This window comes from Nocardioides aurantiacus, assembly GCF_003752505.1.
GTDB classification, from domain to species: domain Bacteria; phylum Actinomycetota; class Actinomycetes; order Propionibacteriales; family Nocardioidaceae; genus Marmoricola; species Marmoricola aurantiacus.
On sequence record NZ_RKHO01000001.1, the window covers coordinates 912,628 to 930,659 of the forward strand.

Below are 18,032 nucleotides of genomic sequence, written 5' to 3' on the forward strand. Positions count from 1 at the left end.
CACGTATTTGTTGTCCGCACCTACTAGACCCTGAATGTGACGGCCGTTACGTTGTGCCGACCAACATTTAGATCTCCGGCCAGGCGGGCGACGACCCCTCGGACCAACGCGGGCGGACGCCGGAGACACCCCCTGACTCGACGAAGAGGAGGCGGTCTGCGTGAAGCGGATGCCTGGAGTACTTGCGGTGGGAGCCCTCGGGCTGACCCTGACCCTGAGCGCCTGTGGCAGCAGCGGCGACAGTGGCGGCGGTGACGGCGGCAGCGCGGCCGCGGATGCCAAGATCGGCGTGATCCTGCCCGACACCGAGTCCTCGGTGCGGTGGGAGAGCGCGGACCGTCCGGCGCTCGAGGCGGCCTTCAAGAAGGCCGGCGTCGACTACGAGATCCAGAACGCGCAGGGCGACTCCAGCCAGATGGCCAAGATCGCCGACTCGATGATCACCAGCGGCGTCACCGTCCTGGCCATCGTCAACCTCGACAACGCCTCCGGTGCGGCCATCGAGGAGAAGGCCAAGAACCAGGGCATCGCCACCATCGACTACGACCGCCTCACCCTCGGCGGCTCGGCGTCCTACTACGTCTCCTACGACAACGAGAAGGTCGGCGAGCTGCAGGGCCAGGGCCTCGAGGACTGCCTCGGTGCCGACACCAAGGCCAACATCGCCTACCTCAACGGCTCGCCCGACGACTCCAACGCGACCTCGTTCTCCAAGGGCGCGCACAAGGTCCTCGACGCCAACAGCAACTACGAGGTCGTCGCCGAGCAGGCCGTGCCGGGCTGGGACAACACCCAGGCCACGAAGATCTTCGAGCAGATGTACACCGAGAACGACGGCAAGATCGACGGCGTCCTCGCCGCCAACGACGGCCTCGGCGGCTCGGCGATCTCGATCCTGCAGAAGAACGGTGTCGCCGGGAAGGTGCCGGTCACCGGTCAGGACGCGACCGTGCAGGGCCTGCAGGACATCCTCGCCGGCACGCAGTGCATGACGGTCTACAAGTCCGCCACGCAGGAGGCCGGCGCGCTGGCCGACCTGGCCATCGGCCTGGCCCAGGGCGAGAAGCCCAAGGCCGACGGCTCGGTCAAGGACACCGAGGGCAACCGCGACGTCCCCGCCGTGCTGCTCGACCCGGTCTCGGTGACCAAGGAGAACGTCAAGGCGGTCATCGACGACGGTGGCGCTACCGCCGCCGACGTCTGCAAGGGCTTCGAGAAGGAGTGCGAGGAGGCCGGGATCTCCTGATCCTGGTCGCCCCTGCGCGATGCGGGCCCGGTCTCCTCCGGGGACCGGGCCCGCCCCCTGCTCCGTCGTACGACGCAGCACCCGCACCACCCCGGCCGCACCACCCGTGACCCAGCGCCTTGGAGACCTGATGACCGAACCCCTGCTCGAGCTGCGTGGAGTGAACAAGAGCTTCGGACCCGTGCAGGTCCTCCACGACGTGGACTTCAAGGTCTACCCCGGCCAGGTCACCGCGCTCGTCGGCGACAACGGCGCCGGCAAGTCGACGCTGGTCAAGACCATCGCCGGCATCTACCGCGCCGACAACGGCGAGTTCCGCTTCGACGGGCAGCCGGTCAGCATCACCAGCCCCAAGGACGCCTCGGCGCTGGGCATCGAGGTCGTCTACCAGGACCTCGCGCTGTGCGACAACCTCGACATCGTCCAGAACATGTTCCTCGGCCGCGAGGCCAAGAACGGCGTCATGCTCGACGAGCTCGGCATGGAGGAGCGCGCCCGCAGCACCCTCGCCTCGCTCTCGGTGCGCACCGTGAAGTCGGTGCGCCAGAGCGTCGCCTCGCTCTCCGGCGGCCAGCGCCAGACCGTGGCCATCGCCAAGGCGGTGCTGTGGAACTCCAAGGTGGTGCTGCTCGACGAGCCCACCGCCGCCCTCGGCGTGGCCCAGACCCGCCAGGTCCTCGACCTCGTGCGGCGGCTCGCCGACGCCGGCCTCGGGGTCGTGCTGATCTCCCACAACATGGTCGACGTCCTCGAGGTGTCGGACCGCATCACCGCGCTCTACCTCGGTCGCGTGGCCGCCGACATCCCGGCCGCCGAGACCAACCACAGCCAGATCGTCGAGCTGATCACCGCCGGTCGGTCGGGCGACATCGGAATCCCTGCCGCGACCGCGGCCGAGTCGGCCTGAGGAGCCTCCCGTGACCACACGCACCGACCAGACCACCCCCGCCTCCGGCGGGGAACCCGGCCCCTCGTTCGCCGCGGTCGACTTCGCCAACGACAAGGCCAGCGCCTCGCTGGGCGAGTCGTTCCGCGACTACAAGGACCGCCTCCGCGGCGGCGACATGGGAGCCCTCCCGGCCGTCCTCGGCCTCGTGGTGCTCTTCGCCGTCTTCTCCGCGCTGCGCCCCGACTCCTTCACCAGCGCCCTCAACATCGCCAACCTGTTCACCCAGGCCTCGGCCATCTCGGTCCTCGCCATGGGCCTGATCCCGGTGCTGCTGCTCGGTGAGATCGACCTGTCGGCCGGTGTCACCGGCGGCATGTCGGCCGGCTTCACCGCCGTCGCGATCGAGCGCCAGGACCTGCCGTGGCCGGTCGCGGTGGTGATCGGCCTGGCCGTCGGCGCCCTCGTGGGCCTCGCCATCGGCCTGCTGGTGGCCAAGCTCGGCATTCCGTCCTTCGTCGTCACGCTGGCCTTCTTCCTGGGCCTGCAGGGCGTCATCCTCAAGCTCATCGGCCTCGGCGGCTCGGTGCCGGTGCGCGACGAGGTGCTGCGCGCCATCACCATCAAGTCGATGCCGGTGGTGCTCGGCTGGATCCTGGTCGTGGCCCTGCTCGCCCTCTACGGCGGGCTGCTCTTCCTGCGGCAGCGCCGCCTGGCCCAGAAGAACCTGCAGCGGCCCCCGACCTCGCTCGTCGCGGTGAAGTTCGGCGGCCTCGTCCTGGTCATCGCCGTGGTCGCGATCATCCTGTCGGGCAACCGCAGCCGCGTGCCCACCTTCGTCATCGCCGGCATCCCCTACGCCGTGTTCCTCGTCGGCGCGCTGCTGATCTTCTGGACCTTCGTCTTCAGCCGCACCGGCTACGGCCGCCACATGTACGCCGTCGGCGGCAACACCGAGGCCGCCCGCCGGGCCGGCATCGACGTCGACCGGCTGCGCATCTCCGCCTTCGTGATCTGCTCCACGATGGCGGCGGTCAGCGGCATCATCACCGCGTCGTACGACGGCAAGGTCTCGCCCGGCTCGGGCGGCGGCAACGTGCTGCTCTACGCCGTCGGCGCGGCCGTCATCGGCGGCACCAGCCTCTTCGGCGGCAAGGGCCGGATCCGTGACGCCGTCATCGGTGGTCTGGTGATCGCCACCATCGACAACGGGCTCGGCCTGCTCAACCAGGCGGCGTACATCAACTACATCATCACCGGCACCGTGCTGCTGCTCGCCGCCTCCGTCGACGCGATCTCGCGCCGCCGCCGCTCGGCCACCGGGACGTAGGGGCCGTGTCCGCGTCCAGACGACGCGGGACCGGCACCAACCAGGAGGCCGTACGACGCCACAACCTGGCCACCCTCCTGGGCCACGTGCACCACTCCGGTGGGGTCTCGCGCGCCCAGCTGACCGAGCGGATGGGGCTCAACCGGTCGACGATCGGCGACCTCGTCCGGGAGCTCGACGAGCTCGCGGTGGTGCACCAGTCGACCCCCGAGGTGGGCACCACCCGCGTCGGGGCCGGCCGGCCCTCGCTCGACGTCAACCCCGACCCCGACTCGGTGCACGTGCTCGCCGCCGAGCTCGGCGTCGACACCCTCGACGTGGCCCGGGTGGGCCTCGGCGGCGCGGTGCTCGACCGGATCTCGCGCCCCACCCCGGCCTCGCCCGACCCCGACGTGGTGGTCGACCTCGTCGTCGACATGCTGCGCGAGCTGCTGGCCTCGGCCTCCCCGGGGTCGCGGCTGGTCGGCATCGGTGTCGCGGTCCCCGGCGTGGTCAACGACGCGACGGGGCTGGTCCGGTTCGCGCCCAACCTCGGCTGGAGCGACGTCTCGCTGACGCCGATGCTGGCCAGCCGGATCGGGCTCAAGGTGCCCGTGCGGCTCGGCAACGACGCCGAGCTGGGCGCCCTGGCCGAGCACATCCGCGGCGCCGGCCGCCACCTGTCCCACCTCGTCTACATCTCCTGCGACGTCGGCGTCGGCGGCGGCGTGATCATCGAGGGGCTCCCGATGCGCGGCGCGAGCGGGTACGCCGGCGAGGTCGGCCACCAGCGCTTCGACAACGGCTCGGCCCGCTGCCGCTGCGGCAACACCGGCTGCTGGGAGACCGAGATCGGCTCCCACGCGGTCGCCGAGGCGGTCGGCTGCCCGCCGGACCGGATGGACCAGCTCGAGCAGTACCTCCGCCCCGGCCAGCCCGTGCCCCCCGCCCTGCGGCGCCTCGCGCACTCGCTCGGCGTCGGGCTCGGGGGCCTGGTCAACGTCTTCAACCCCGAGGTCGTGATCCTCGGCGGCGTGCTCCGGTGGGTCTACCCGCTGGTGCGCGACGACGTCCTCGACGCGTTCGAGGCGTGGGCGCTGGACGCCCCGGCCCGCGAGGCCAGCATCGTGCTCCCCTGGCTGGCCGGCGACTCCGTCATCGTCGGCGCGGCCGAGCTCGCCTTCACCGACCTCCTGGCCGACCCCGTCGGCTCGCTCGCGCGGGCCGAGGGAGCGCTCACGGCGGTGCTCGGGTCCTAGACGCACCGCTTCGACGATCAGTTCGTCGGGTCCGGTCGTCGGCTCAGGTGTGGGGCGGCAGGGCGAGCAGCGAACTGATCGTCCGTCGGGTGCGGTGAGCTCGGGGCGGCGTACGCACGTGTCAGGTGTTGTGGGGACATGTCAGCCGTCGTGACGGCTGACGAGTCCCCAATTACCCGGACGTCCGGGTAATCAGCAAGGCCCGCTCACCCCGCCCGGGGGAGCGACCGCCGCCCGGCGTACGTCGCGTCGAGGGCGTCGAGGGCGGCGCCGACGGAGGCCGCGTGGAGGCCGAGGCTGCTGGGGGCGACGCGGGTGCCGGGGCCGGTGAAGCCGGCGTCGAGCGCCTGCTCGAGAGCGGGCACCAGGACGTCGGCCAGCGGCACGAAGGCGCCGCCGAGGACGACGACGGCGGGGTCGAGGCCGAGCGCGAGGCCGGTGACGCCGCGGACCATCGCGGCCACGACGGGCTGCAGCAGGGTGGCGGCGTCGGGCAGGGCGGCGACGCGGGCGGCGTACGCCACGGGGTCCTCGTCGGAGGCGACCTCGAGGCCGGTGGCGGCGACCAGGCCGCGCTGGCCCGCGAGCGCCTCCCAGCAACCGGTGCGGCCGCAGGCGCAGGGCTGGTCGGTGCCGACGCGGAGGTGGCCGACCTCGCCGGCCAGGCCGCGGCTGCCGCGCAGCACCTCGCCGCCGGCGATGACTCCGGCGCCGAGGCCGACGGTGCCGGTGAGGTAGACGAGGTCGGTCTCGCCGACGGCCACGCCCTGGAGGCTCTCGGCCCGCGCGGCGCAGTTGGCGTCGTTGTCGACCGCGACGGCGAGGCCGGGGCAGGCCAGGCCGGAGGAGAGGCGGTCGGCCAGGGGCTCGGCGTGCCAGCCCAGGTTGGGGGCGTCGACGACCTGGCCGAGCGAGCGGTCGATGAGGCCGGGCACGGCCACGGTGAGGCCCAGCGCGCTCGCGCCGGTGGCGTGCAGCCGGTCGAGGTGCTCGCGCGCGAGCCGGAGCACCTGCTCGGTGCCCGGCGGCTCGGCGCCCCAGGTGGTGCGCTCGAACCACAGCTCGGCGCCGGTCAGGTCGAGGACGGTGACGGCGACGTAGTCGACGTTGACCTCGATGCCGACGCCCGCGTGCCGCCGGCCGTCGAGCCGCACCAGGGTGCCGGGCCGACCGCGGCCGGGCTCGTCGCGGGCGGCCGGCGCCTCGAGGATGACGCCGAGGTCCTCGAGGTCGCCGACGATGGCCCCGACGGTGGCCTTGGCCAGGCCCGAGAGCCGGGCCAGGTCGGCCCGGCTCCGGGCCGAGCCGTCACGGAGCAGCCGCAGCAGCACGGCGGTGTTGCGGCGGCGTACCTCGTCGGTGGCGGCCGGTCCCCGGGTGCGGGGACCGGCCGGCCGCGGGTCGAGGGGCACGGTCAGCGGATGCCGTAGAGGTGCTCCAGCGCGAGCTGGTCGAGCCGCTCGAAGGCCATGCCGCGCGCGCCGATGGCCTCCACGTCGGGCGCCGGGGCGTCGACGATGCTCTGCCAGGTCTCGCCCTCGGCCAGCGTGGGCACGGCGAGCTCGGGCAGGTGGGAGGCCTCGAGCGCGGCCTGGACCTCGGGGTCGGCGCGGAACGCCTGGGCCTTCTCGCGCAGGATCAGGTAGTTGCGCATGCAGCCCGCGGCCGAGACCCACACGCCCTCGTCGTCCTCGGTGCGGGGGGTCTTGAAGTCGAAGTGGACCGGGCCGTCGTAGCCGCCGGCGAGCAGGGTGTCGACGATCCAGAAGGCGCCGCGGACGTTGCCGGCGCCGAAGCGGAGGTCCTGGTCGTACTTCGGGCCGTTCTGGCCATTGAGGTCGATGTGGAAGAGCTTGCCCTGCCACATCGCCTGGGCGTAGCCGGCGGCGGCGTTCATGCCGGCCATCTCCTCGTGCCCGATCTCGGGGTTCACCCCGACCAGCTCGGGGCGCTCGAGGCGCTCGATGAAGGCCAGCGCGTGGCCGACGGTCGGCAGCAGGATGTCGCCGCGGGGCTCGTTGGGCTTGGGCTCGATGGCGAACTTGAGGTCGTAGCCCTTCTCGGTGACGTAGTCACCCAGCAGGTCAAAGGCCTCCTTGTAGCGGTCGAGCGCGACCATGACGTCCTTGGAGGCCTGCGACTCCGCGCCTTCCCGGCCGCCCCAGGCGACGTAGACCTTGGCGCCGAGCTCGGCGGCCAGGTCGATGTTGCGCATCGTCTTCTGCAGCGCGAACCGGCGTACGTCGCGCAGGTTGGAGGTGAAGGCGCCGTCCTTGAAGACCGGGTGGCCGAAGAGGTTGGTGGTCGCGGTCGTGACGACCATGCCGGTGTCGGCCAGCGACTTCTTGAAGCCGTCGAGGATCTTCTCGCGCTCGGAGTCCGAGGACGCGAAAGGCACCACGTCGTCGTCGTGGAAGTTGACGCCGTAGGCACCGATCTCGGCCAGCTTCTCGACCGCGCGCACGGGGTCCATGGCGGGGCGGGTGGGCTCGCCGAACGGGTCGCGGCCGGGGTACTGCACGGTCCAGAGCCCGAAGGAGAACTTGTCCTCGGGGCGCGGGGTGAGGTCGGTCATGGTGGTGCCTCTCTGGTGGGGCTGGCGGAGGGGTGGGGCTGGCGGGGTGGGGCGTCAGGAGGGGGTGGACCAGCCGGCGGTGCGCTCGCGCAGCCCGGCGTACGCCGCCCGCAGCTCACCCGCGTCGGGCCCGGCCTCGGGGGCGTCGAGCTCGGTGGCCGGCACCGGCCAGTCGGGCGGGGCCTCGCTGCCGAGCAGGGTCCAGGCGGCCTGACGGGCGGCGCCGAGGGCGACGTACTCCCCGGGATGGGGCAGGGCGACGGGCACGCCGAGCACGGCGGGCGCCAGGGCGCGCACGGCCGGGTTGCGGGCGGCGCCGCCGATCAGCAGGGCGCGGGTGGGGGAGGCGTCGGACATGGCGTCCATGGCGGCCAGCGCGTCGGCGAGGCTGAGCAGCAGGCCCTCGACGTGGGCGCGGGCGAGGTCCTCGCGGGTGGTGGCGCTGGTGAGGCCGTGCAGCGTGCCGGCGGCGTCGGGGCGGGCGGGCGTGCGCTCGCCGTCGAGGTAGGGCAGCAGGGTCAGGCCGTGCGCCCCGGGCACCGAGGCGAGGGCGAGCTCGGCGAGGCCGTCGTGGTCGACGCCGAGCAGGCGGGCGCCGAGGTCGAGGATGCGGGCGGCGTTGACGGTGCAGGCCAGGGGCAGGAACCGGCCGGTGGCGTCGGCGAACCCGGCGACCATCCCGGTGCCGTCGGCCGACGGGCCCGTGGCGACCATCGAGACCACGCCCGAGGTGCCGATCGAGACGCCCGCGTCGCCCGGCCCCAGGCCCAGGCCGAGGGCGGCGGCCATGTTGTCGCCGGTGCCGGGGGCGATCACGGTCCGGCCGTGGTGGCCGACGACCTCGGCGGGCTCGGCGACCCGCGGCAGCACGAGCGGGCGACCGGCGGCGCGCTCCAGCAGGTCGGGCATCCAGTCGTCGGTGTGCGGCGAGAAGTAGCCCGTGCCCGACGCGTCGCCGCGGTCGGTGGTGGCCTCCTCGGGCCGCCCGGCGAGGTGCCAGGTGAGGTAGTCGTGGGGGAGCAGCACCCGGTGGGCACGTCCCAGCGCGTCGGCGGCGTGGTCGCGCATCCAGCGCAGCTTGGTGACCGTGATCGAGGCGTTGAGCACCGAGCCGGTCAGGTCGGCGCTGGCCTGCGGCCCGCCGAGCTCCTCGACCAGGTCGGCGGCGGCACCGGCGCTGCGCATGTCGTTCCACAGCAGCGCGTCGTGCACGGGCTCGCCGGCCGCGTCGAGCACGACCGACCCGTGCTGCTGGCCTCCCACGGCGACCGCGTCGGCCCGGTCGAGCAGCGGCCCGGCCGCCTCCTCGAACGCCTCGAGCCAGCGCCGCGGGTCCACGGCCGTGCCGTCGGGGTGACGCGCCGTGCGCTGCTCGACCACGGCACCGCTGTCGGCGTCGACGAGCAGGGCCTTGGTGGACTGGGTGGAGGAGTCGACACCGAGGACCAGAGGCATGCCGCTAATTTATACGACTCCTGAACTAAGTCAAGGGTCGTGGGTCAGGACGGGACTGTCCCGGCAGCGCGAGACCCTCAGGCGTACGTCGTGCCGCGCTGACGCACCGGGCGGCCGATGCCGGAGCCGATCTCCTCGAGCTCGGCGACGGTCTTGGCCGACCCGTGCTCGGAGCCGGCCATCCGCGAGATCGTCTCCTCCATCAGGGTGCCGCCGAGGTCGTTGGCGCCGGCGCGGAGCATCGCGCGGGTGCCCTCGACGCCGAGCTTGACCCAGCTGGTCTGGATGTTCTCGATGCGGCCGTGGAGCAGGATCCGGGCCATCGCGTGGACGGCGAGGTTGTCGCGCAGCGTCGGGCCGGGGCGCGCGACGCCGGCGAGGTAGATCGGGGCGCTGGTGTGCACGAACGGCAGCGGCACGAACTCGGTGAACCCGGTCGTCCCCGCGGCCAGCGACTCGTCCTGGATGCGGGAGAGGACCCGCAGGTGGTTGACCCAGTGGCGGGGGTTGTCGACGTGGCCGTACATCATCGTGCTGGTCGTCGGGATGCCCACGCGGTGCGCGGTGCTGATCACCTCGACCCAGGTGCGGGTCGGCAGCTTGCCCTTGGTGAGCACCCACCGCACGTCGTCGTCGAGGATCTCCGCGGCGGTGCCGGGGATCGTGTCGAGGCCCGACTCGCGCGCCTTGATCAGGAAGTCCTCGAACGACAGGCCCGTGCGCGAGGACCCGTTGACGATCTCCATGGGGGAGAAGGCGTGGACGTGCATCTGCGGCACGCGCTTCTTCACCGCGGCCGCGAGGTCGAAGTACGCCGTGCCGGGCAGCTCGGGGTCGATCCCGCCCTGCATGCAGACCTCGGTGGCGCCGAGCCCCCACGCCTCCTCGGCGCGGTCGGCGACCTGGTCCAGCGACAGCGAGTAGGCGTCGGCGTCGGTGCGTCGCTGGGCGAACGCGCAGAACCGGCAGCCGACGTAGCAGACGTTGGTGAAGTTGATGTTGCGGTTGACGACGTAGGTCACGTCGTCGCCGACCGTCTCGCGGCGCAGGTCGTCGGCCAGCCGACAGACCTGGTCGAGCAGGTCCCCCTCGGCGGTCATCAGGGTCAGCGCGTGGTCGTCGGAGAGGTTGCCGGGGTCGGCCTCGGCGGCGCGGAGGGCGTCGGCGCCCGGCGTACGTCCGGATAGTCCGAGACGTTTGGCACCCTCAGCGGCGTGAAAAAGGTGCCGATCGTCTCGGACTACCCCGGCGGCGACCTGCTCCCGGAGCTCGTCCCAGTCGCCGTACACCTCGTCGAAGTCCGAGCGGCGGTCGTCGGTGCGGCCCTCGGTGTCGACGGCCGCGTGGAGGTCGGTGCGGCCGACGCTGGCGAAGCCGCCGTCGGGCTCCTGCCACGGCAGCCCGGTGGGGCGTACGCCGTCGCGCAGCAGGCCGTCGTCGTCGGCCAGCGCCGCCACGTGGGCCGAGACGCGGGGGTCGATCCAGGGCTCCCCGGCCACGACGTACTCCGGGTGGACCGTCAGCCGCGCACGCAGCGACAGCCCCGCCTCCGCGGTGACCTCGCGGAGTCGGTCGAGCGAGGGCCAGGGACGCTCGGGGTTGACGTGGTCCGGGGTGAGCGGGGAGACGCCGCCCCAGTCGTCGACGCCGGCGCCCAGCAGGGCCCGGCACTCCTCGAGGTCGACCAGGTTGGGCGGTGCCTGCAGCCGGGCCTTGGGGCCGAGGACGACGCGGGCGGTGGCCAGCGCCGCGAGGTACTCCTGCAGGCCGAGGTCGTCGGTGTGGCGCATCGCGGTGTCGGGCTTGGCGCGGAAGTTCTGGACGATCACCTCCTGCACGTGGCCCGAGCGGCGGGCGACGCGGCGTACGGCGAAGATCGACTCGGCGCGCTCCTCCAGCGTCTCGCCGATGCCGACCAGGATGCCGGTGGTGAACGGCACCGAGAGCCGGCCGGCGTCCTCGAGGACCCGCAGCCGGACCTCGGGGTCCTTGTCGGGCGAGCCGAAGTGGGCCAGCCCCTTGGTCTCGAACAGCCGGCGCGACGTGGTCTCGAGCATCATCCCCATCGAGGGGGAGACGGGCTTGAGCCGGTTGATCTCCTCCCACGACATGACGCCGGGGTTGAGGTGGGGCAGCAGGCCGGTCTCCTCCAGCACCCGCACCGCCATCGCCCGGACGTAGGCCAGCGTCGAGTCGTAGCCCTGCTCGTCGAGCCAGGCCCGCGCCTCGGGCCAGCGGTCCTCGGGGCGGTCGCCGAGCGTGAACAGCGCCTCGGCGCAGCCGAGCCCGGCGCCCTGGCGGGCGATGTCGAGGATCTCGTCGGGGGAGAGGTACGGCGCCTCGCCGGCCCGCTCGAGGTGGCCCGGCGTGGTGACGAAGGTGCAGTAGTGGCAGCGGTCGCGGCACAGCCGGGTGACGGGGACGAACACCTTGGGGGAGTAGGTCACCACGCCCGGGCGGCCGGCCGCCACGAGCCCGGCGTCGCGCACCCGGGCGGCGACCGCCGAGAGCCGCTGGAGGTCCTCGCCCCGGGCGGACAGCAGCACCGTCGCCTCGGCGACGTCGAGCGCCGCCCCGCGCTCGGCGCGGGCCAGGGCCCGACGGAGCTGCTGCGGGGTGGGGCCGGGCTGGGGATCCGTGTCGGCACTCATCGCGGATCAGGCTAGCCCGGCCAGGAGACCGGGAGCTCCTGGCCCGCCTCCGCCAGCACCCGGCGGAGCACGTCGGGCCGGTTGGTGATCAGTCCGTCCACCCCGAGGTCGACCAGCAGCCGCATCGTGGGTGCGTCGTCGACGGTGTAGGGCAGCACGCGCAGGCCGGCCGCGTGCGCCTGGTCGACGAGGTCGGGGGTGAGGCTGCTGCGGCTGGGCGAGAGGGCGTCGAAGCCCAGGCTGGCCGCGGCCAGGGCGACGCTGTCGTCGTAGTCGTCGATGTCGAGGCCCGCCAACCACGGCGAGGCGCCCGGCTGGTCGACCTCGAGCCGGTCGGTGGTGCTGAGGGCGTTGAGCCGCAGCTGCGGCGCCGCGGCGCGCACCAGGCGCAGCACGGCCCAGTCGAAGCTCTGCACCGACGTGCGGGCGAGGGCCCCGGCGTCGGTGAGCAGCCCGACGACGGCCTCGACGAACCGCTCCCGCGGGGCGGTCTCCTCGGCGTGCAGCACGTCGAACTTCGTCTCGACGTTGAGGCCGACCTCGGCGCCGCGCTCGTGCACCAGCGTGAGCAGCTGGTCGAGCGTGGCCAGCGGCTCGGGCCCGCAGGAGGACAGCCCCGCCAGCTCGGTCCAGGTGCGGCGGGCGATGAGGTGCCCGGCGTAGGTCCGCTCGTGGGAGAGGACGGGCACGCCGTCCGCGCTGACGTGCACGTCGCACTCCAGCGTGGTCACGCCGAGCGCCAGGGCGCGGTCGAAGGCGAGCAGCGAGTTCTCGGGCCACAGCCCCGCGCCGCCCCGGTGGGCCTGGAGGTCGAAGGTCCGACCGGTCGCGAGCACGGTCAGCCCACCCACTCCTTGAGGCGTCGCACCAGGCTCGCCGGGTCGTCGTCGACCGGCACCACGTTGAGGTTGGTGACCCCTGCCTCGGCGTACGCCGCCAGCCGCTCGCGCACGTGTCCCTCGGGTCCGACCAGGTTGGTCTGCTCGAGCAGCTCCAGGGGCACGGCCGCCTCGGCCTCCTGCTTGCGCCCGCTCAGGTAGAGGTCCTGGATGCGGGCGGCCTCGGCCTCGAAGCCGTACTGCCCGACGAGGTCGTTGTAGAAGTTCTTGCCCCGCGCCCCCATGCCGCCGACGTAGAGCGCGGTGTGGGGCCGGGCGAGGTCGAGCAGGTGCTTGACGTCGTCGCCGACCGCGACCATGCCGCCGCCCACGACCTCGAGCGGGCCGAGCTCGGCGGGCCGCCGGGCGGCACCGGCGGCCAGGGCCTCGCCCCACACCCCCTGGGCGCCCTCGGGGCTGAACAGGAACGGCAGCCAGCCGTCGGCGTACTCCGCGGTGCCCTCGACCGACCTCGGGCCCAGCGCGGCGATGTAGATCGGGACGGCCGAGCGCTCGGGGTGGGTGAGCATCTTCAGCGGCTTGCCGAGCCCGGTGCCCTGGTCGGGCGGCAGCGGCAGCGTGACCTGGCGGCCGTCGTGCACCAGCACCTCGCGGCGCAGCGCCGCCCGGACGATGTCGACGACCTCGCGGGTGCGGGCGACCGGCGCGCGGTAGGGCACGCCGTGCCAGCCCTCGACGACCTGCGGGCCCGAGGCGCCCAGGCCGAGGATGGCGCGGCCGCCGGAGACGTTGTCGAGGCCGGCGGCGGTCTGGGCGAGCAGCGCCGGGGTGCGGGAGTAGACGTTGAGGATGGCCGAGCCGATCTCCACCGTCTCCGTGCGGGCGGCGAGGTAGCCCATCAGGGTGGCGGCGTCGAAGCCGTAGGCCTCGGCCACCCAGATGGTGTCGAGCCCCGCCCGCTCCAGGCCGGCGACCTGGTCGGCGGTCTCGCGGGGGTTGCCGGAGTAGGTCAGCTGCGTGGAGATCTTCACGCAGGCGAACCTAGAGGGGTCAGGGGCGGCGGGCCAGTCGGCTGGGCCACCAAATGCCCGGCCCGATCCAGTGGCACAGGGCCGGGACGAGCAGCGAGCGGACCACGAGGGCGTCCAGCAGCACGCCGAAGGCCACGATGAAGGCGATCTGGGCCAGGAACAGGATCGGGATCACACCGAGCGCGGTGAAGGTCGCGGCGAGCACCACCCCGGCCGAGGTGATGACGCCGCCGGTGACCGAGAGGCCCTTGAGGATGCCCGGCCGGGTGCCGCGCCGCAGCGACTCCTCGCGGACGCGGGTCATCAGGAAGATGGAGTAGTCGATGCCGAGCGCGACCAGGAAGACGAACGCGATCAGCGACGTCGAGGGGTCGCTGGCCGGGTAGTCGAAGACGTGCTCGAAGACCAGCGCGCTGACGCCCATGGTGGCGCCGAAGGACAGCACGTTGGCCAGGATCAGCAGCAGCGGCGCCACGAGCGAGCGCAGCAGCAGGGCCAGCACGACGAGGATCACCAGCAGGATCGCGGGGATCACCACCGCCCGGTCGCGCTGCGTGGTGTCGCGGGTGTCGACGAGGATCGCCGTCGACCCGCCGACCAGGACGTCGTCGTCGAGCGTGTGCAGGTCGGTGCGCAGCAGCTCCAGCGTCCGGGTGGCGGCGGCCGAGTCGCCGGGGGCGTCCAGGGTGGCCAGCACCACCGCCTCGCCGTCGACGACCTTGGGCGTGGTCGGGTCCTCGGGCGAGGCCGGCAGCGCGAACACGGTCGGGGTGCGGTCGGTGGGGCGTGCGATGCCGGGGTGGTCCTGCAGCAGCGCGACGGTCTCCTGCAGCCGGGCCGCGGGCACGACGACCTGCACCGGGCTGGAGCTGTCGGACTCGAAGTGGGCGTCGAGCACCTCCTGGGCCCGCACCGAGTCGACCTCGGTCAGGAACAGCTCGGTCTGCGGCACCGGGTCCTCGTCGAGGGTGGTGATGAAGGCCGCCAGCACCCCCAGCACGAGCGCGGTCACGACGGCCACCGCCGGGGCGCGGCGGCCCACCAGCCGCGCCACCCGGCCCCAGACGCCCCGGTCGTCGCGGTGCTCCGAGCCGTAGGCGGGCATGAACGGCCAGAACGCCGCCCGGCCCAGCAGCACCAGCATCGCGGGCAGCAGCGTGAGCGAGGCCAGCACGGCGCCGACGATGCCCAGCGCGCCGACCGGGCCGAGGCCGGCCAGGCTGGAGAGGTCGGAGAGCAGCAGGCAGAGCAGGCCGAGCACGACGGTGAGGCCCGAGGCCACGACCGGCTCCCAGCTGGCCCGCAGCGCCCGGCCCATCGCGGTGAAGCGCGACTCGTGGTCGCGCAGCTCCTCGCGGAAGCGCGAGACCACCAGCAGCGAGTAGTCGGTGGCCGCCCCGATCGCGAGGATGAACAGGATCCCCTGGCTCTGGCCGTTGACGTCGAGCACGTCGGCCCGCGCCAGGCCGTAGACCGCCGCCGAGGCGACCCCGAGGGCGAGCACCGAGGAGAGGATCACCACCAGCGGCAGCACCGGCGTGCGGTAGACGACCAGCAGGATCACCAGCACGACCAGCAGGGCGACGACCAGCAGGATCCCGTCGATGGCGCCGAAGGCCTCGATGAAGTCGCCGAGGATGCCGCCCTGGCCGCCGACGAGCACGGTCAGCCCCGCAGGCGGGTCGGCGACGACGTCGCGCACCTTCCCGACCGTCTCGAGCAGCGCGTCGCCGTCCCGGGCGTCGAGGTTGACGACCAGCTGGGCGGCCTCGCCGTCGGCCGAGGGGATCGGCCCGGTCACCCCGGAGGCGGCCAGGCCCGGCACGTCGGCCAGCTCCCCGGCGTACCGCTGGAGAAGGGCGGTGTCGTCGGCCGTCAGGCCGCCGTCGCGCTCGGCGACCACGACGGCCGGCAGCGTGTCCTCGTCCTGGAACCGCACCAGCTTCTCCAGCGCGCGGGTGGACTCCGCGCTCTGCGGGAGGAAGGCGGCGTTGTCGTTCTCCTGGATCGACCCGAGCTGCCCGGCGAAGCTGCTCAGCGGCCCGCCGACGAACACCCACACCAGCAGCACCGCGACCGGCAGCAGCCAGCGCCGTGACCGGCCGGCGCGGTGCGTCCCTGTGACCATGCGCCCAGCATCGTGCATCCGGGCGGTCGGCGCAGCCGTGGACCAGTCAGCCCGCCAGGCCGGCGACGACCTCGGCGCCGGGCAGCTCGGCGAGGAGCCGGCCCGGCAGCACCAGCTTGGACCCGCGTACGCCGCTCCCGACGACCGCCTGCTCGACGTCGACCACCCGCTCGTCGAGCAGCAGCCGCCAACCGTCGGGCAGGCCGACCGGCGTGATCCCGCCGTGCTCCATGCCGGTCTCGGCGACCGCCCGGTCGTGGTCGAGGAAGGAGCACTTGCGCACGTCGAGCAGCCGCTTGACCACCGTGTTGACGTCGGCGCGGGTGTCGGCGCGGACCAGGCACGCCGCGGTGCGCTCCTCGCCGCCACGCCTGCCCATCACCACGACGCAGTTGGCGCTCGCCTCCAGCGAGACGTCGTAGGCCTCGGACATCGCAGCGGTGTCGGCCAGGGCCGGGTCGATCACGGCCAGCAGGACCTCGTCCGCGTGCGGCCAGGCGTCGAGCGCGCGGCGTACGGGATCGGCGAGCAGGTCGGGACGTGAGGTCGCGGGGACCAGGTCGAGGGTGCCGAGTCGGGGCATGACGGCCACCGTAGTCGTGGCGTTCGCCTCGACGTCGCCGTCCCGTCACCCGGGCCGAGGACCCTGGAGGTCGTGAGCGGACCTCTCGTCATCGGCCACCGCGGCGCCAGCGGCCACCGCCCCGAGCACACCGCGGCGGCGTACCGGCTGGCCTGGCGCTCGGGCGCCGACTCCGTCGAGCCCGACGTCGTCGCGACGCGCGACGGCGTCCTGGTGTGCCGCCACGACCTCGAGCTCTCGCGCACGACCGACGTCGCCGACCACCCCGAGCTCGCCCACCTGCGCCGCCGGCAGGTCGTCGACGGGCAGGTCGAGGAGGGCTGGTTCGTCCACGACCTCGACCTCGACCAGCTGCGCACCCTGCGCGCCCGCGAGCGCTGGCCGCGGCGCCGGCGGCGCAGCGCCGCCTTCGACGACCGGCTGCCGATCCTCACCCTGGCCGAGCTGCTCGAGCTCCGCGAGCAGGAGTCGGCCCGCGCCGGTCGTGCGCTCGGCGTCCACGTCGAGCTCAAGCACGGCGCCCACCTCGCCGGCCTCGGGCTGCCGCTCGTCGAGCCGCTGGTCGACCTGCTGCGGCAGCACCGGCTCACCACCGCGCTGGCGCCGCTCACCGTGATGGCCTTCGAGGCCGACCTGCTGCGCGGGCTGCGTCGCGAGGTCGACGTCGACCTGGTGCAGCTCGTCGACAAGCACCAGACCAAGGCGCTGCGGCGCGGCCGGCTGCACAAGGTGGGGGAGTACGCCACCGGGGTCGGCCTGCACAAGCAGCTCGCCCTGCCCCGCGACGCCGAGGGCCGCTCGACCGGACCGGGTCCGGCCGTGGAGCGGGTGCAGTCGCGCGGGCTCGACGTGCTCGTCTGGACGCTGCGCGACGAGAACCGCTACCTGCCCACCGAGCTGCAGGTCCCCGGCCCGTCCCGCCGCCACGGCCACGCCGATCGCGAGGTCCAGGCGCTGCTCGCCCTCGGGGTCGACGGCCTGCTCTGCGACCACCCCGAGACCGCCGTCGAGGTCATCTCGCGGCGTACGGCTGCGGTGGCGGTGTAGGTCCCGCCGAGGTGGGCCGGTGGGGGTGACCCGGCCGAGCCGACGAGGGGCTCAGCGACCCCTGAGGTCGCCGACGTCGCTGCGGAGCTGGCCGAGGATCCGGGTGAGCAGCCGGGAGACCTGCATCTGGGTGACCCCGATGCGGCCGGCGATCTCGCGCTGGGTGAGGCCCTCGTAGAACCGCATCGTCAGGATCTGGCGGTCGCGGTCGGAGAGCGCGCGCAGCACCGGGCGCAGCACCAGCCGGGCCTCGGAGGCCTGGTGGTCGAGGTCGTCGAAGGGGAGCAGGTCGCCGAGCGTGGTGAGGCCGTCGCCGCCGGCGGGGTGGTCGAGCGAGGCGGGCACGAAGCAGCCGTCGCTCGCCAGCGCCTCGATCACCGAGGTCTCGGGCTCCCCGAGCCGTCGTGCGATCTCGGCGGGGAGGGGCGCGCGGCCGAGCTCGTTGGCCAGCTCCGCGTCGGCCACGTTGATGCGGGCCTGCAGCTCCTGGATGCGACGGGGCGGGCGGATCATCCAGCCGTGGTCGCGGAAGTGCTTGCGCAGCTCGCCGCGGATCGTCGGGACGGCGTAGGACAGGAAGTCGTGACCGGTCGTGACGTCGTAGCCGTTGGTCGCCTTGGTCAGTGCGAGCGCCGCCACCTGGCGCAGGTCGTCCAGCGGCACGCCGCGGGAGCGGTAGCGCTTGGCCTCGGCGTGGGCGAGCTCGAGGTGCAGCACGATCACCTGGTCGAGCAGCTGCTGCCGCTCCACGACCGACTCGCAGGCCAGCGCCATCGTGAACAGCTCGCGGGTGCGCTCGTTGCGCGCCTGGCTGGCGTTGCTCCGGGCCAGGGCGCGGCGAGCGGCCCGGGTCTCGGTGTCGGAGGAAGCGGTGTCCACGGTGTCCGTGGGGGCCGTGTGGGCCGCGGCGGCGCCGGTCTCCTGGACCGGGCGCACCTCGTCGAGCGGCGAGCGCGTCGTCGCGCTGCCGTCGGCGCCCGAAGGCGGTGGAGCAGTGGTGGTCATCAGGCCACTCGACCTTGC

14 protein-coding genes are annotated in these 18,032 nt (G+C 73.5%); 5 read left to right on the top strand and 9 right to left on the bottom strand.

Going from position 1 to position 18,032, the window contains the following annotated elements; genetic code table 11:
- The first annotated feature begins 169 nt into the window (after positions 1 to 169).
- The 4 genes from EDD33_RS04390 to EDD33_RS04405 all read left to right on the top strand — a co-directional run bounded on the left by EDD33_RS04390 (position 170) and on the right by EDD33_RS04405 (position 4,700).
- Positions 170 to 1,246, top strand: coding sequence for a sugar ABC transporter substrate-binding protein (locus EDD33_RS04390; protein ID WP_123393013.1), 1,077 nt, complete (start codon positions 170 to 172; stop codon positions 1,244 to 1,246).
- A 130-nt stretch (positions 1,247 to 1,376) separates the two neighbouring features.
- Entirely contained in the window at positions 1,377 to 2,153 is a 777-nt protein-coding gene (locus EDD33_RS04395) for an ATP-binding cassette domain-containing protein (RefSeq protein WP_211332409.1), read from the top strand.
- A gap of 10 nt (positions 2,154 to 2,163) precedes the next feature.
- A complete protein-coding gene (locus EDD33_RS04400; RefSeq protein WP_246003364.1) occupies positions 2,164 to 3,462 on the top strand; it encodes a sugar ABC transporter permease in 1,299 nt (432 codons plus the stop codon).
- 5 nt (positions 3,463 to 3,467) lie between these two features.
- Positions 3,468 to 4,700, top strand: coding sequence for an ROK family protein (locus EDD33_RS04405; RefSeq protein WP_123389266.1), 1,233 nt, complete (start codon positions 3,468 to 3,470; stop codon positions 4,698 to 4,700).
- Positions 4,701 to 4,906: 206 nt separating this feature from the next.
- On the opposite strand, the gene EDD33_RS04410 is transcribed toward EDD33_RS04405, so the two are convergent.
- From EDD33_RS04410 to EDD33_RS04445, 8 genes are all read right to left on the bottom strand, one after another.
- Positions 4,907 to 6,112, bottom strand: a complete 1,206-nt coding sequence (locus EDD33_RS04410) for an ROK family transcriptional regulator (RefSeq protein WP_170169694.1) — start codon at positions 6,110 to 6,112, stop codon at positions 4,907 to 4,909.
- A gap of 2 nt (positions 6,113 to 6,114) precedes the next feature.
- Positions 6,115 to 7,275, bottom strand: coding sequence for a xylose isomerase (gene xylA, locus EDD33_RS04415; protein ID WP_123389268.1), 1,161 nt, complete (start codon positions 7,273 to 7,275; stop codon positions 6,115 to 6,117).
- Positions 7,276 to 7,329: 54 nt separating this feature from the next.
- A complete protein-coding gene (xylB, locus tag EDD33_RS04420) occupies positions 7,330 to 8,730 on the bottom strand; it encodes a xylulokinase (protein ID WP_123389269.1) in 1,401 nt (466 codons plus the stop codon).
- Positions 8,731 to 8,807: 77 nt separating this feature from the next.
- Positions 8,808 to 11,381, bottom strand: a complete 2,574-nt coding sequence (locus tag EDD33_RS04425; protein WP_123389270.1) for a bifunctional FO biosynthesis protein CofGH — start codon at positions 11,379 to 11,381, stop codon at positions 8,808 to 8,810.
- A gap of 11 nt (positions 11,382 to 11,392) precedes the next feature.
- Positions 11,393 to 12,232: a glycerophosphodiester phosphodiesterase gene (locus EDD33_RS04430; protein ID WP_123389271.1), complete on the bottom strand. Its 840-nt coding sequence runs from the start codon at positions 12,230 to 12,232 to the stop codon at positions 11,393 to 11,395.
- Positions 12,220 to 13,251: an LLM class F420-dependent oxidoreductase gene (locus tag EDD33_RS04435; protein ID WP_123389272.1), complete on the bottom strand. Its 1,032-nt coding sequence runs from the start codon at positions 13,249 to 13,251 to the stop codon at positions 12,220 to 12,222. Before EDD33_RS04435 ends, EDD33_RS04430 begins: the two co-directional genes overlap by 13 nt.
- A 19-nt stretch (positions 13,252 to 13,270) precedes the next feature.
- Positions 13,271 to 15,379, bottom strand: a complete 2,109-nt coding sequence (locus EDD33_RS04440; protein ID WP_123389273.1) for an MMPL family transporter — start codon at positions 15,377 to 15,379, stop codon at positions 13,271 to 13,273.
- Between the two features lie 46 nt (positions 15,380 to 15,425).
- Positions 15,426 to 15,962 (bottom strand): YbaK/EbsC family protein, encoded by a 537-nt coding sequence (locus tag EDD33_RS04445; RefSeq protein WP_123393019.1) that lies wholly within the window; start codon positions 15,960 to 15,962, stop codon positions 15,426 to 15,428.
- A 72-nt stretch (positions 15,963 to 16,034) separates the two neighbouring features.
- Here EDD33_RS04445 and EDD33_RS04450 point away from each other — a divergent pair, with 72 nt between their 5' ends.
- Positions 16,035 to 17,009, top strand: coding sequence for a glycerophosphodiester phosphodiesterase family protein (locus EDD33_RS04450; protein ID WP_170169696.1), 975 nt, complete (start codon positions 16,035 to 16,037; stop codon positions 17,007 to 17,009).
- 51 nt (positions 17,010 to 17,060) lie between these two features.
- On the opposite strand, the gene EDD33_RS04455 is transcribed toward EDD33_RS04450, so the two are convergent.
- A complete protein-coding gene (locus EDD33_RS04455) occupies positions 17,061 to 18,014 on the bottom strand; it encodes a sigma-70 family RNA polymerase sigma factor (protein ID WP_246003365.1) in 954 nt (317 codons plus the stop codon).
- Between the last annotated feature and the right edge of the window lie 18 nt (positions 18,015 to 18,032).

Bases quoted from the DNA above. Each gene is read 5' to 3' on its own strand.
- EDD33_RS04390 (WP_123393013.1), top strand. From the start codon at position 170: ATGCCTGGAGTACTTGCGGTGGGAGCCCTCGGGCTGACCCTGACCCTG.
- EDD33_RS04395 (WP_211332409.1), top strand. From the start codon at position 1,377: ATGACCGAACCCCTGCTCGAGCTGCGTGGAGTGAACAAGAGCTTCGGA.
- xylA (WP_123389268.1), bottom strand. From the start codon at position 7,275: ATGACCGACCTCACCCCGCGCCCCGAGGACAAGTTCTCCTTCGGGCTC.
- xylB (WP_123389269.1), bottom strand. From the start codon at position 8,730: ATGCCTCTGGTCCTCGGTGTCGACTCCTCCACCCAGTCCACCAAGGCC.
- EDD33_RS04425 (WP_123389270.1), bottom strand. From the start codon at position 11,381: ATGAGTGCCGACACGGATCCCCAGCCCGGCCCCACCCCGCAGCAGCTC.
- EDD33_RS04440 (WP_123389273.1), bottom strand. From the start codon at position 15,379: ATGGTCACAGGGACGCACCGCGCCGGCCGGTCACGGCGCTGGCTGCTG.
- EDD33_RS04445 (WP_123393019.1), bottom strand. From the start codon at position 15,962: ATGCCCCGACTCGGCACCCTCGACCTGGTCCCCGCGACCTCACGTCCC.
- EDD33_RS04455 (WP_246003365.1), bottom strand. From the start codon at position 18,014: ATGACCACCACTGCTCCACCGCCTTCGGGCGCCGACGGCAGCGCGACG.